Annotated in this window: 15 protein-coding genes and 2 tRNA genes; 11 read left to right on the forward strand and 6 right to left on the reverse strand. The window is 55.6% G+C overall.

Going from position 1 to position 12,455, the window contains the following annotated elements; genetic code table 11:
* Nucleotides 1-100: 100 nt before the first annotated feature.
* Nucleotides 101-177 (reverse strand) — tRNA-Val (locus CXK91_RS20460).
* Between the two features lie 167 nt (nucleotides 178-344).
* Here CXK91_RS20460 and CXK91_RS20465 point away from each other — a divergent pair.
* Nucleotides 345-1,628, forward strand: a complete 1,284-nt coding sequence (locus tag CXK91_RS20465) for an NAD(P)/FAD-dependent oxidoreductase (protein ID WP_103457855.1) — start codon at nucleotides 345-347, stop codon at nucleotides 1,626-1,628.
* A 7-nt stretch (nucleotides 1,629-1,635) separates the two neighbouring features.
* On the opposite strand, the gene CXK91_RS20470 is transcribed toward CXK91_RS20465, so the two are convergent.
* The gene (locus CXK91_RS20470) at nucleotides 1,636-2,592 is read right to left on the reverse strand and encodes a PA2778 family cysteine peptidase (protein ID WP_103457856.1); all 957 of its coding nucleotides are present in this window, start codon (nucleotides 2,590-2,592) and stop codon (nucleotides 1,636-1,638) included.
* Complete coding sequence (locus CXK91_RS20475) at nucleotides 2,589-2,990, reverse strand: PA2779 family protein (RefSeq protein ID WP_103457857.1); 402 nt, start codon at nucleotides 2,988-2,990, stop codon at nucleotides 2,589-2,591. The genes CXK91_RS20470 and CXK91_RS20475 overlap by 4 nt, the downstream gene beginning before the upstream one ends.
* A gap of 187 nt (nucleotides 2,991-3,177) precedes the next feature.
* On the opposite strand from CXK91_RS20475, the gene CXK91_RS20480 reads away from it, so the two are divergent.
* On the forward strand, nucleotides 3,178-3,513 hold the full coding sequence (locus CXK91_RS20480; protein WP_181003990.1) for an I78 family peptidase inhibitor: 336 nt from the start codon (nucleotides 3,178-3,180) through the stop codon (nucleotides 3,511-3,513).
* 92 nt (nucleotides 3,514-3,605) lie between these two features.
* Here CXK91_RS20480 and CXK91_RS20485 read toward each other — a convergent pair whose 3' ends face one another.
* Nucleotides 3,606-4,634 (reverse strand): acyltransferase family protein, encoded by a 1,029-nt coding sequence (locus CXK91_RS20485; RefSeq protein ID WP_103457859.1) that lies wholly within the window; start codon nucleotides 4,632-4,634, stop codon nucleotides 3,606-3,608.
* A gap of 217 nt (nucleotides 4,635-4,851) precedes the next feature.
* Here CXK91_RS20485 and mobA point away from each other — a divergent pair, with 217 nt between their 5' ends.
* The 3 genes from mobA (at nucleotide 4,852) to CXK91_RS20500 (ending at nucleotide 5,939) form a co-directional block, all read left to right on the forward strand.
* On the forward strand, nucleotides 4,852-5,460 hold the full coding sequence (mobA, locus tag CXK91_RS20490) for a molybdenum cofactor guanylyltransferase MobA (RefSeq protein ID WP_103457860.1): 609 nt from the start codon (nucleotides 4,852-4,854) through the stop codon (nucleotides 5,458-5,460).
* Nucleotides 5,461-5,506: 46 nt separating this feature from the next.
* Nucleotides 5,507-5,728 carry a YgdI/YgdR family lipoprotein gene (locus CXK91_RS20495; RefSeq protein ID WP_103457861.1) on the forward strand — a complete coding sequence of 74 codons (222 nt, stop codon included), beginning with the start codon at nucleotides 5,507-5,509 and terminating at the stop codon, nucleotides 5,726-5,728.
* A 134-nt stretch (nucleotides 5,729-5,862) separates the two neighbouring features.
* Nucleotides 5,863-5,939: transfer RNA gene (locus CXK91_RS20500), tRNA-Pro, on the forward strand.
* Between the two features lie 85 nt (nucleotides 5,940-6,024).
* Here the strand turns inward: CXK91_RS20500 and CXK91_RS20505 are convergent.
* A complete protein-coding gene (locus CXK91_RS20505) occupies nucleotides 6,025-6,270 on the reverse strand; it encodes a glutaredoxin family protein (RefSeq protein WP_103457994.1) in 246 nt (81 codons plus the stop codon).
* 414 nt (nucleotides 6,271-6,684) lie between these two features.
* Here CXK91_RS20505 and CXK91_RS20510 point away from each other — a divergent pair, with 414 nt between their 5' ends.
* The 6 genes from CXK91_RS20510 (at nucleotide 6,685) to CXK91_RS20535 (ending at nucleotide 11,895) form a co-directional block, all read left to right on the forward strand.
* On the forward strand, nucleotides 6,685-7,956 hold the full coding sequence (locus CXK91_RS20510) for an OprD family porin (RefSeq protein WP_103457862.1): 1,272 nt from the start codon (nucleotides 6,685-6,687) through the stop codon (nucleotides 7,954-7,956).
* Between the two features lie 224 nt (nucleotides 7,957-8,180).
* On the forward strand, nucleotides 8,181-8,582 hold the full coding sequence (locus tag CXK91_RS20515) for a DUF883 family protein (RefSeq protein ID WP_103457863.1): 402 nt from the start codon (nucleotides 8,181-8,183) through the stop codon (nucleotides 8,580-8,582).
* Between the two features lie 14 nt (nucleotides 8,583-8,596).
* Nucleotides 8,597-8,977 (forward strand): phage holin family protein, encoded by a 381-nt coding sequence (locus CXK91_RS20520; RefSeq protein ID WP_103457864.1) that lies wholly within the window; start codon nucleotides 8,597-8,599, stop codon nucleotides 8,975-8,977.
* Nucleotides 8,974-9,288 carry a hypothetical protein gene (locus CXK91_RS20525; protein WP_103457865.1) on the forward strand — a complete coding sequence of 105 codons (315 nt, stop codon included), beginning with the start codon at nucleotides 8,974-8,976 and terminating at the stop codon, nucleotides 9,286-9,288. Before CXK91_RS20520 ends, CXK91_RS20525 begins: the two co-directional genes overlap by 4 nt.
* A 179-nt stretch (nucleotides 9,289-9,467) precedes the next feature.
* Nucleotides 9,468-10,799: a deoxyguanosinetriphosphate triphosphohydrolase gene (locus tag CXK91_RS20530; protein WP_103457866.1), complete on the forward strand. Its 1,332-nt coding sequence runs from the start codon at nucleotides 9,468-9,470 to the stop codon at nucleotides 10,797-10,799.
* A gap of 4 nt (nucleotides 10,800-10,803) precedes the next feature.
* Entirely contained in the window at nucleotides 10,804-11,895 is a 1,092-nt protein-coding gene (locus CXK91_RS20535; protein ID WP_103457867.1) for an FUSC family protein, read from the forward strand.
* On the opposite strand, the gene CXK91_RS20540 is transcribed toward CXK91_RS20535, so the two are convergent.
* Nucleotides 11,879-12,223 (reverse strand): YggL family protein, encoded by a 345-nt coding sequence (locus CXK91_RS20540; protein ID WP_103457868.1) that lies wholly within the window; start codon nucleotides 12,221-12,223, stop codon nucleotides 11,879-11,881. The genes CXK91_RS20535 and CXK91_RS20540 overlap by 17 nt on opposite strands.
* Nucleotides 12,224-12,455 lie beyond the last annotated feature (232 nt).

Below are 12,455 nucleotides of genomic sequence, written 5' to 3' on the forward strand. Positions count from 1 at the left end.
GAAGTCACTGGAAGAACAAGACTGGCGATACTTTCAGAAAGCCGAAGCACTGACAAGCAGCCAAAAAAAAGGGTCGCATGCGCGACCCTTTTATTCGAATTGGTAGGCACAATTGGATTCGAACCAACGACCCCCACCATGTCAAGGTGGTGCTCTAACCAACTGAGCTATGTGCCTTCGATGGGGGCGCATTCTAAAGCCAAAGAAAAAAGTGTCAAGCGGTTTTTTTGCTAACCCACTGATATTTAGAAATTTTGAAAAGCTGCTTCCGCATAAGCTAGTGCCTGGCGGGCAATGCGCTTAAGCGCTAGCATGCGTAAAAAATTCAGAACAGAGGGCCCAATATGCCGCACAACGGATACCCCACCTCCTACTACGCTGCGACGGCAAATTCGGCAAATTCTCGACCGGAGCTGCAGGAAAACAAACAGGTCGACGTGTGCGTCATCGGCGCCGGATACACGGGCCTATCCACAGCGCTTTTTCTACTCGAAAACGGCTTCAGCGTAGTGGTGCTGGAAGCAAAAAAGGTTGGCTTTGGAGCGTCTGGCCGCAACGGTGGCCAAATCGTCAATAGTTACAGCCGCGATTTGGACAGCGTTGAGCGCAGCGTCAGCGCCTCGGCTGCCAAGCTAATTGGAGAAATGGCATTCGAAGGGGGCCAAATTATCCGTGAACGCATTGGCCACTATGGCATCGAGTGCGATTTGAAAGACGGAGGGGTATTCGCCGCCTTCAATCAAAAGCAGATGCACCACCTCGAACACCAGAAGGCGCTATGGGAGCGATATGGATATCGGCATCTGGAGCTACTCGATGATCAACATATACGGCAGGTCGTAGCTTGCGACCGCTATGTGGGGGGCATGCTCGATAAGCAAGGCGGCCATATACACCCGCTGAATCTAGCACTCGGCGAAGCGGCAGCCGTTGAGTCTCTGGGCGGAACCATTCACGAGAACTCCCCCGCCATTCGCATTGATCGCGGCGAAACACCACTGGTGCACACCCCATCGGGGACCGTTCGCGCTAAATTTGTTGTGGTGGCAGGCAATGCCTATCTGGGCAACCTGATTCCAGAACTGGCAGCTAAATCCATGCCCTGCGGAACTCAAGTTATAGCAACCGAGCCGCTCGAAGAGGAACTCGCCCGGAGCCTGCTGCCGCAGGATTACTGCATTGAGGATTGTAACTACCTGCTCGACTACTATCGATTGTCCGCCGACAGACGCCTTATCTATGGCGGGGGCGTCGTCTATGGAGCCCGTGATCCGGCAGATGTCGAGTCTATTATCCGACCGAAGATGCTGAAGACCTTCCCGCAGCTGGAGAAGGTGAAAATTGACTACGCATGGACCGGCAATTTTCTACTGACCCTATCACGCTTGCCACAAGTAGGGAGGCTAGGAAAAAACATCTACTACTCGCAGGGCTGCAGCGGCCACGGCGTAACGTATACCCATATTGCCGGGAAGGTAATCGCCGAAGCGCTAAGCAGTCAGGCAACGCGATTTGACGCATTTGCTAGTCTGCCCCACTACCCGTTTCCCGGCGGCCAGCGCTTCCAAATTCCGCTCAGCGCACTCGGCGCGATGTACTACACCTTGCGGGACAAACTTGGTTTCTAATCACGCATCAGGGAGAAGAACACAACGGGCTTGGCCGGCACTGCAGCGCTGCCGCCTCACCGTCCTGCGCCGGTAGCGTTGCCTGGAATCGCTTATCATCGGGCGCTAGACGGACGGCGCACTCTCGCGCGTGTCTGGCGCCGGCCGCACACCCCTGCTCCGCCATCACCTGGGATAGATTGAACCAACCGATGGCGAAACGCGGGTCACGCAGAACACTGGCACGTAATGACTCTTCCGCCCTTGCTTTTTCTCCCGCCGCGTATTGACTGTTCGCTAACGCGAAAAGCGCCAATGCCGAGCTCCATTGCTCCGCAGCAACCTCGTACGCCACCCGGGCCGCAGCGAGCTGCCCTACCTCCTCAAGATCGCTCGCACTGCGCAGCCAAACCGTTTCCTGGGCACCATGCGGAATTTGATCTGGATTGAGCGTCACTACAGCCCAGCGGCCGCCCTTAGCCCAAGATCGTTCGAACTCGCGAAAGCTGCCCACCCAGCGTTTCGTAGTACCGGAGCGAAGAACGATTTTTTGCTCTGCAAGGTCATAGCCCACCACAACAGCGAAATGCCATTGCGGCCAACGATCAAACGCAAGATTTTGTAGTACCAGAACCGGATTACCCGCCGCGACTTGGGTAAGTAGATCATTCAGGCGGGGGCTTAGCGGGTAAACGAGAAGGCCGTTGGAGCGGGCAGCAGCCACCATCTCCACCTGCAGGCTGCCTTTACGCTGGGGGATATAAACCTGATTTACCAGTGCATCTGGCGTTACAGGGACGCCCCGCTGCGATAGCACGGTCGCCAAAGCAGCAGGCCCGCATTGATAGTCTTCCTGCGGATAGAACGGCACATCGACCAGCTCGGCGCGCACCGGGAGCTGTGCATCTTCGACAAGCGTCACAGTCGTCCGAGCACAGCCCCCGACCAATCCGATCAGCAGCAGTATGAAAAACCGCTGGATCAACGGTTGACGCAGTTGACGAAGTTGAAGATGTTAGTGGCGCACAGCATGTCAGTGATGATGAAAATCACCAGAAACAACACGATCACCCCCACCACACCCGCTCCGGCAGGCGCTTGATCAAGCTGTTGATTGAACTGGGCTAGCTCTGACGCCGTCAGACTGTTGATGCGTTTTTCTACCTGATCACGCTCAACCCCCATTGATTCAAGCTTCTTTTGAACATCCTGATCGTCCAACATGGTCAATAGCTGTTGTCGATCCACTTGTTGCTGCTGTTCTGCAACGACTTCCGGGGTGCCAATCATCGCCGCCTGCGCCATCGGGATCTGCGCCACAAGCAATATATGCAAGGCAGCCAGAACTGTCGCGACACGCTTGAGTAGTGGGGAGGTGAACATAGAGGAAACTCCTTAATTGTCGTTACGCGAGGGGTTGCAAAGCGCCATCAGAAGATATGACGAGTCAATGCCGCTTCGGTTCCCGATCATCGCTGCTCTTTTTGACGCTACCTCAGAGGTCATCAGCCGCGTTTAAATTGGGCCTACCAGCCTGCTCGTAACTTTGATAATAGTTAGCTTCTCAGAAATGGCGAACAAAGGAGCTCTCGTGAGTCGAATCAACACATTTATTCCAGTGGCGCTGGCTATGGCTGCAGCGCTGATCGCGGGCTGCCAATCCAGCACAACCGCGGCGCCGGACACTGCAACTGAACCGCCAACCAGATGCGACTCCGACGCAGTGAGGCATTTAATTGGGCAGATTGCCACCCCGGAACTATTGAACCAAGCACGGGACCAGGCAGGCGCAAGCACAGCTCGAATTCTTCGCCCCGACGACATTGTGACCCTTGAATACAATTCGCAACGGCTGAACATCAACACCGACTCAGCCATGAAAATCGAACGAATCAACTGCGGCTGACGATCTCGCCCTGGGTAGTGCAAAAGCACGTGTCCGCCCCGGCTCAGCATGGATAGCTTGCTGGGCCGGCGGCTAAAGGATTTATAGGCTTATTACGTCAGCGCCCTTCCCGTATGAAAACGGGACGCCGAAATACGCTTGGGCGGCGTAAGGAGAAAATGCAGCTTGTAACGATTGATCACCACCTGAGCAATCAGCGGAGCGGCAATTCCGATCAGCGTTCCGATTACGAGATGCATTGCAATTGAGTCGATGCCGAGGAACTTGCTGAGCACCACCCGCACACCGCTGCCCGCAAGAATATGCATCAGGTATATGGTCATCGAGGAAGCACCGATGAACAAAAACCAGTCGGCTCGAAACTGCCCGAGCCACATTGACAAAGCAACCATGAAAAAGATGGATAGAGTAGCCAGCGCAAGCATGGGCAGCCCACCATCTGTGTAGTTCATGCCAAATGTCACGTGAAACAGGTATTGCCCGACCACGAACAATGCACCGAAGAAAAAGGTTAACTGAGTGTGTCGTGCGAGGAAGAAAGCTTTAACTTCGTTAAACCAAACGCCCAGAGCGAAAAAAACTGTATTGCCTAGGATAAAGCGCGTCATATTGTTAATGGTCAGGTCCTGCTGAAATACAAACAGCACGCCAAATAACACCACGAATGGCAAGAAATACCGACGATCAGCTTTTGCGTAGAGGAACGTACAAACCACGAAAACAAGGAAAAGCGCGTAAAGGAACCAAAATTGGGCCCTAGGCATCCACAGCAGCGAAAAAACTTCGGCCAAGGTGACCTGGCCATTCGTGTAATTCGACAGGCCTACTTCGAACAGGCCTTGCAACAGAGACCAAACAATAAATGGATAGACGATTGTATCCACTTTATTGATGATCAGTCCGCCCTTGCCTCTCTTCTGCAGCGAGTCAAAGAAGAACAGCCCAGACAGGAAGAAGAACAGTGGCATGTGAAAGCTGTAAATAATGCTGTCCACAAGCACAAAACTCGCTTCATCCATGGGGAGTCCTGCATTGAAAACGCCGCGAGCCACGTGGCCGTAAACCACGAGAATAATTCCGATCGCCTTGGCGTAATCAACCCAAACATTTCTTTCCTGCATTGCGTTCTTCTCCTTGTGTCGGCCAATTTAAGCAGGCGGCGTCCGCTGCGTCCTTGGAAAAGCGGATGGAGGAGATAGACAACAGATTTTATCGTTGGTTTAGTCAACACACGGCCGCCGAGCCCTACTGCGTCGATTCAGGCAAGGGTGCTAAATGCACCGGTTGTCGATGTACAGGCGGCAGTGTTATATCGCAGTCTTTTGCGCGAGCACCTTCATGTCTGATCCCGAGCTACCCTCCTGCTCTATCTTGCTGCTTGCAGGCGGTCGCGGACGCCGAATGGGCGGGCATGACAAGGGGCTGATCAAATGGCAAGGCCGTCCGCTGATCGCCTGGTTGCGCGACGTCGCCCGCCCCATGACCGACGAACTACTGCTGTCTTGCAATCGAAACCAATCGCTTTATGCGGATTATGCGGACCGACTGGTCAGTGATACGGATGCCGGATATCCGGGCCCGCTGGCCGGGATACGAGCCGGCCTCGCCCTGGCACACAACCGATGGATGATGGTGCTGCCGTGCGATACCCCCATGGTAGACCGCGCGCTACTACACTCCCTGTATCGAACAGCCATTGAAGCGCCCGAAAGGCCTGTGATGCTTCGACACGGCGAGCAATGGGAGCCCCTGTTCAGCATCATTCCCATCGAACTATTGAGTCAGGTCGACGCGCTTTGGCTGGCCGGCGAACGGAGTCCGAAGAACCTTCTGCTCCAGCTGGGGGCTCGTGAGCTGCGGGTTGCGGACGATGACAGCCGCTTGATAAACCTGAACACCCCGCAGCTGCTCGCAATGGCCGGAGTGACCGGGGGAACTTCGCCCTAGTACGCTTCGTCCCATGGGTATCAATACCCGCAGAAGGAACAGCGTCATGCGTCAACATACTATTCCAGCCCTCTTTCTTGCTTTGGGCTTCGGAGTCCTCGCAGGCTGCGCCAATCCCAGTGTAATCACCCTCAACGATGGGCGGGAAATTCAGACCCTGGACCACCCCGATTACGACGAGGAATCCGGTTTCTATGAGTACGAACAGATCGATGGCAAGCCTGGCAAGGTGAACAAAGATCAAGTGCGGACCGTTAGAGAACTCTAAAAGCTGACCCGCGCGCTACCGTGGCGGTAGCGCGCGGAGGAAACCGAAACAACCTTTTCTCGGCAGACCTTCCAAAAATCCCCCGCCTAACACCTTGTGCAACAAAAGTTTTTCTGTAGAATGCGCGCCATCTTCGGAGCGTAGCGCAGCTTGGTAGCGCGTCTCGTTCGGGACGAGAAGGTCGCTGGTTCGAATCCAGTCGCTCCGACCATATCCCGGGTTCAGCTTCATATATGCAGCTGAACTAAAAAAACCGGTCTTTGACCGGTTTTTTTGTGCGCGAAATTCGTGCCCTATTACGCGGGCGCCTGTAAAAAGCTCACTATCTGTTCAGCCTCGAACGGCCAATCTAGCTCGGCGCCGGTATCAACACGGCGGAGGACGGGGATTCGCAAAGCGTAAACCTCTACCCCCTCAACGCTTTCCGCGATATCAATAAGCTCAACGAGCAACCCATACTCAACCAAAGGCATGAGGACCTCTTCAGCCTGCTCGCAAAGATGGCAGCCTGAGGTCCCGAAAAGTTGGCATTCCGGCAGCAGCATTTGGTTCTCTCACAATTTCCGTGAAAGAGATTCTAGCAAGGGCTCCAAGGTACGCCATTGGTTATGGGCAGCGCTTTAGCTAAATAGCTGTCGGAAATGTGAATTCGCCCCCACTCATCAGGCGATTGTGCGAACGCCATTCGACTCAGCCCTAGCAAAACGCTAGGATGCTGCGACCCGCGGCAACGCAGATTGCCCGGCAATACCCGTTAGTCTTTAATCGCCAAGCTTATGCAGTGCACTAACAGATCACAGTCGGCGCCGGATGTTTGGCAGGCTGCGACCGTCTAGCACGTTGACTTGCGGGACTTGGCGACTAAAGTCTAAAGGTTGAAAAACCTCTGTAATGTTTTATTGCATGGCGCCGTAAAGAGCGACTTCAGAGCATCATCCAACGAGGAGAAATAAGAAATGCTCAAGACCCCCATCGCCCGGGGCGTGGCCCTCGCCACTCTGGGAGCAACACTGGCTATCCCAACCATGGCCCAAGCCGCCTTCATCGAAGACACCAAGGCTGGCCTGGAGCTGCGTAACTTCTATTTCAACCGTGATTACCGTGAAGATCCTGGCCAGAGCAAGCAGGAAGAGTGGGGCCAGGGTTTCCTGCTGCGTGTTGAATCCGGCTTTACCGAAGGTACTGTAGGATTTGGCGTCGACGCTCTCGCGCTGCAGGGTGTCAAGTTGTACTCCAGTGAAGACACTGGCGGTAGCGGCCTGATGCCTAGCTCATACGGCAACGAAGCACCCGGCGAGTGGTCGTCCTTTGGCCTGACGGGTAAAGCGAAAGTTTCCGAAACAGTTCTAAAGGTCGGCACACTGCAGTTCAAGAACCCGGCAATTGGCACCAGCGACAGCCGTCTGCTGCCGCAAACCATGCAGGGCGCCCAGATCATTTCAAAAGAGATCAAAGGGCTGACTCTGGATGCAGGCTATGCAAACCGCATCAACCATCGTGACTCTACGAACAACCAAGTGATGGCGCTGAACACCGGCGGCCGTCGTGGTATCACCGTAGACGCCGGCACTCCCAACGAGTCCAATGACTTCCGCTTCTTGGGTGGTAGCTACCAGGTATCTAAAGACCTGACTGCTACTTACTACTACAGCAACCTGGAAGACCTCTATAAGCAGCATACGTACAACCTCGTACATGTTCTGCCTATTGGAGATGGCCAGTCTCTGAAAACTGACCTGCGCTATTCGCGCTCCAAGGACGACGGCAGCTCGAACGTCGACAACAAAGCACTTGGCGCTATGGTCACTTATTCGCTGAGCGGCCACAGCTTCGGTCTTGGCTACCAGAAGATGAGCGGCGACACTGGCTTTGCATATGTTGGCGGCTCTACCGATCCATTCCTGGTCAACTACGTCCAGATCAATGACTTCGCCAACGCTGACGAGAAGTCCTGGCAGGCTCGCTATGACTTCAACTTCGCCTCCATTGGTGTGCCTGGCCTGACATTTATGACCCGCTATATCACTGGCGACAACTTCGAGCGCGCGAATGGCACCGAAGGCAAGCAGTGGGAGCGCGACATGGATATCGGTTACACCTTCCAGGAAGGTACGCTGAAGAACCTGAACGTCAAATGGCGTAACGCGACTGCTCGCAACAACTACAACCGCGGCACCAACGTCGACGAAAACCGTCTGATCGTCAGCTACACCATTCCGCTGATGTAAATGCGGCTACGGCACTTAGCGTGTTGTAGATAGGAAAACCCGCTCCGGCGGGTTTTCTTTTGCCAGGACGCTTTGAAGTTAATAGGCGCGACGGTGACGCCAACACTACACTCTGCACGCCTACCAACCGGTGCTAACGAAACAGGGAACCTTGCGCCAACGCTACGCTCGAAACTTTAGGCAACGGACCTTTCGTCCCTGCAAGATTCATGAAGGAGCTGCGAATGTCTACCGAGTCCACTTTCGGCACAAACGACAACACCCCGATCCCTGAGGGTCCTGCTGGAAGCAACCGTCCGCTAATCGATACGTCCGCCCACCGTCGTAACCTGCAGGCCGCACAAAACGCGCTGATTGAGGAATTTCATACTCTCATCGGTGATACCGAGCGCTTGCTCAAGCACACCCAGGAAACTGCAGGCGGCCAAACTGAAGAGCTGCGCGGCAAGATTAACGCGAACATTGCCAAAGCTCGCGAGATGCTAAAAGAACGGGAATCTTCGATGCGTGATCAAGGCCAAGCTGCCATCCAGTGCACAGAGGAATATGTACATACACACCCGTGGCAATCGATCGGCATCGCTGCCGGCGTCGGTTTCCTGCTTGGCCTGATTTCACGTCGCTGATGGGAGAGACACCAATGGAAGCGAAGCCCGGCGCCGAGGCCCCTAAGCCATCGCTGAAAAAGCTGGGCGGCGCATTCGTCGGTCTGCTGCAGGGCCACCTCGAGCTCGTAGGCATTGAGCTACAGGAAGAGAAAGCACGTACGTTTCGGCTATTTCTCCTGGCTGGTGTCAGCCTTATTCTAGGGCTGCTGGTTCTAGTTGGTCTTTCAGCAGCGATCGTCATCGCCTTCTGGGAAACCCATCGGATGGCTGCGATTCTTGGACTCTGCGCAACTTACGCAGTGGTCATGATCATCTGCATAAGTCGTGCAGTTTCCCTCGCCAAACAATGCGCCGCGCCGTTCCAGGCAACCCTGGAAGAGCTGGAACGCAATCGGGAGCGATTACTGCCATGAGCGGACCGTTGAGCACGTCTAATAATCTGAGCATGCGCAAGGATCTTGTGAGACTGCGTATGGAAATGCATCGCCAGCAGATGCTTTACCACGTGCAGCCTCTGTCTCATCCTTTGCAGCATGTGAGGAGTTTCATGACCTCACACAACCCATCATCCGAGCCTTCTTCGGGAAAAGGTCCGATGATGGTTGCAGCGACAGTGGTGTTGGCGCTCTTCGGTCGGCGAATGGGAAAGATCGGGAAATTGGCTCGGGTCGCACTGACGCTTTATCCACTGATCAAACGCCAGCAAAAATTGCGCGGAAGGTAGCGCTAATACCGTCGAGCCTGAACCTCTTCATAAACAGCCCGCTCCGGCCATATCGGCCGGGGCGTTGCTGTGCGTATTGAGGGTACCTTCCCGCTCACTAGTGCGATTAGTACCCATCGGGGTCATGGCGGTTATGATAGTTTCCCCCCAGCCCGATTATGGCAATACGGAGATGGTCCTTGGACTGGCACACATTGCTCACCCGCGAACGACTCGGTAAATCTGCTCAAAGCAGCGACGAACTAGGCCGCAGTCCGTTTCACAAGGATCACGACCGCATCATTTTCTCCGGAGCTTTCCGCCGCCTCGGGCGCAAGACACAGGTTCATCCGGTATCGAGCAACGACCACATCCATACCCGCCTCACCCATTCGCTTGAAGTCAGCTGCGTAGGCCGATCGCTGGGCATGCGTGTCGGCGAAGTATTGCGTGAAGACCTACCTGAATGGTGCAGCCCTGCGGACCTTGGCATGGTCGTCCAGTCTGCCTGCCTGGCTCACGACATTGGCAACCCACCCTTCGGCCACTCCGGTGAAGACGCCATTCGCTGCTGGTTCCAGCAAGCAGCTGGCCGGGGATGGCTCGACGACATGAGCGACGCACAGCGCGCGGACTTCCTCAACTTTGAGGGCAACGCCCAGGGCTTTCGCGTGCTCACGCAGCTGGAATATCACCAGTTCGACGGTGGGACGCGGCTGACCTATGCCACGCTTGGCACCTACCTCAAGTATCCATGGACCTCCCGACACGCGGAGGCGCTCGGCTACAAGAAGCACAAGTTCGGCTGCTATCAGAACGAACAGCCATTACTTGAGCAGATCGCACAGAAGCTCAACCTGCCCAAGGTAGCGGACCAACGCTGGGCACGCCATCCGCTCGTTTACCTAATGGAAGCGGCAGACGACATTTGTTACGGGCTGATCGATCTTGAGGATGGCCTCGAGATGGAGCTGCTTGACTATTCGGAAGTCGAGGCGCTGCTACTCGCGCTGGTCGGCGATGACATCCCGGAAACCTATCGCCAGCTAGGCCCCAATGACTCAAGGCGGCGCAAGTTAGCTATTCTGCGCGGCAAGGCCATCGAACACCTGACCAATGCTGCGGCGGCCGCGTTCGTCGAGCAGCAGCGCAGTTTGCTGCGTGGTGAGCTAACAGGCGATCTCGTTGAACACATGCACGGTCCTGCTAAGGACTGCGTGCTGCAAGCGAAAGCGATGGCCCGGGAGAAGATCTTCCAGGATAAGCGTAAGACTCTGCACGAGATTGGTGCCTACACGACGCTGGAGATATTGTTAAACGCTTTCTGCGGCGCAGCCCTGGAGCGGCATCGCGGCGGCACCCCTTCGTTCAAGAACCAGCGAATCCTCGACCTTTTGGGTCGTAGCGCGCCTTCGCCGGACCTGCCGCTCTATCAGTCCTTCCTGCGAATGATCGACTTCATCGCTGGCATGACCGACAGCTATGCCACGGAAATGGCCGGTGAGATGACCGGCCGCTCCAGCCCGGTTTGACCACGTGAAGCGCCTGCTGCGAGAAAGCATCCATTGGCATCCTGCTCGCCCCGCCTGGGGCGCGGCCATGGTTGCCGGCTTCGGTTGCGCCTTGCCATTACTACTTGGGTTGTTCAGTGGCCATCCAGGCTTCCTGTGGGCGACAGTAGGCGCGTTTCAGGCTGCCAAGGCCAATCCCCTCCATCGCTTCGGTATGCTGCGCATGCTGCTGCTCATAGCCTTGGGAGCCGGTAGCGCCGGACTGGGTTTCTGGTCGGCAACCCATCCACTGATCAGTCTCGGCCTGTTCGCATTCTATGGCCTGCTGCTGGCCTGGCTGCAACGCTACGGAAGCGAAGCCGGCAAGCTCGGCATCGGCTTGGCGATCTGTCTGTGTCTCGGCCAAGGGCAATACGGCATAGGCGATTTCAACAATCCTTATGCGATTGCCATGCTGTTCGCGCTTGGGGGACTTTGGGTGACCTTGCTGGCATTCGGGATGCGCGGGATGCATGGTTTACGGATGTGGCCGTACATGCCCCGACTGATGAGCATCCTGCGGGTGTTGCGACGACATGCCAGGCGGACGCCTATCCGGCAATGGCGTGTGCATGCGTTGACCTACATGCTGGCCGGGGCGTTGGGGGGCGTCATCGTCAATATGGCTCAACTGCCGAGAGGCTATTGGCTAACCCTGGCTGTATTCACCACGTTGCAGATGGATCTAGAGCGCAGCTTTGTGCGGGCACTGCAGGCAGCCCTGGGGATACTGGCCGCCGCAGCCATTCTGATCTATATCGGCCATGGCTTGGCCGACCCGCCCTTGATGGTGATGATCCTGCTGCCGCTCGTGGTGCTCGGCAGGGCATTTCAGGCAAATCACTACGGGCTGTTCGTGCTGCAGACGACACTGCTGTTTCTGCTGCTGGCGGAAACCCTAGCCCAGGACTGGAATCTGCCACAGATACGGCTCATAAATGCTGCCATTGGCGTGGCTGTGGCATTATTGATCGCTACGTTGATGCACTGGCTTCACATACTGCTGGCTAGGCGATCGCTCAGGAAAACCCAGCCGGCAGCACCAGAATCTGACGAGAAACCTACGCCTGAGTCCTGATCGGGTTTTCCGGGTACCACACATCCATCAGCGGGCTAACACTGTACTCAGCCAGCTCGGTGCGACCTTTCAGCCAGGCATCCACCGCCGCACGCTGCTCTTCGCTGACTGATCCACGGCGGCCCAGGCAGACAAAACCATAGTCTTCGCCACCGATGTAGCCGAGTTCGTTGGCTTCCATGGCTTCATCAATGAAGGCTTCGAGGAAGTCATCCACAGCCTTGCTTTCGATCCCTTCGCGATAGGTGAGATTGATCTCGAAGCCCAGTTCCTGGAACTCATCGACACAGAGTTTCTTGCGCAGACGACGCGAACGATTTGTAGCCATTGGATCGATCCTATTTTTACTTGATGACGGCGCGCACTCTAACAGTAACCCTGTACTAAGGCGATGATCGACGAAAACTAGCGACGCCATCGCAGTGCCTCTTGTGCATCTATTTTTTGCAGTAACCCAGCTGGCACAGCTACGCTTATCGGATAGCGGCACAGCGCCTCTACAGCCCGGGCATAATGGCCCGCATTCGTTCCCTTAGAGTAGTGGGAAATCGCATGCAAAA

This window comes from Stutzerimonas stutzeri, from assembly GCF_002909485.1.
Taxonomy (GTDB): Bacteria; Pseudomonadota; Gammaproteobacteria; order Pseudomonadales; family Pseudomonadaceae; genus Stutzerimonas; species Stutzerimonas stutzeri_AH.